Here is a 437-nt window from a genome sequence, read left to right on the forward strand (position 1 = left end):
TCGGTCGAATGCTGGGGTGGCGCGACCTACGATGTGGCGCTGCGCTTCCTGTACGAGGACCCGTGGGAGCGGCTGGCCGCGCTGCGGGAGGCGATTCCGAACATCTGCCTGCAGATGCTGCTGCGCGGGCGCAACACCGTCGGATACACGCCGTATCCGGAGCAGGTGACGCGGGCGTTCGTGCGAGAAGCGACCGGTACCGGTATTGATATCTTCCGGATCTTCGACGCACTGAACAATGTGGATCAGATGCGGCCGGCGATCGACGCGGTACGCGAGACCGGCACCGCGCTGGCCGAGGTCGCGATGTCCTACACCGGTGATCTGTCGAATCCGGACGAGAACCTCTACACCCTCGACTACTACCTGAAGCTGGCCGAGCAGATCGTCGAGGCCGGCGCGCACGTGATCGGCATCAAGGACATGGCCGGGCTGCT

General features: G+C 64.8%; 1 pseudogene. It reads left to right on the forward strand.

Annotation, left to right across the window (positions count from 1 at the left end):
- Positions 1 to 437 (forward strand): annotated as a pseudogene (locus ACPCUW_RS35205) (pyruvate carboxylase); the annotation flags it as partial.

Source organism: Nocardia sp. AB354 (genome assembly GCF_049538315.1).
Lineage (GTDB): Bacteria > Actinomycetota > Actinomycetes > Mycobacteriales > Mycobacteriaceae > Nocardia > Nocardia nova.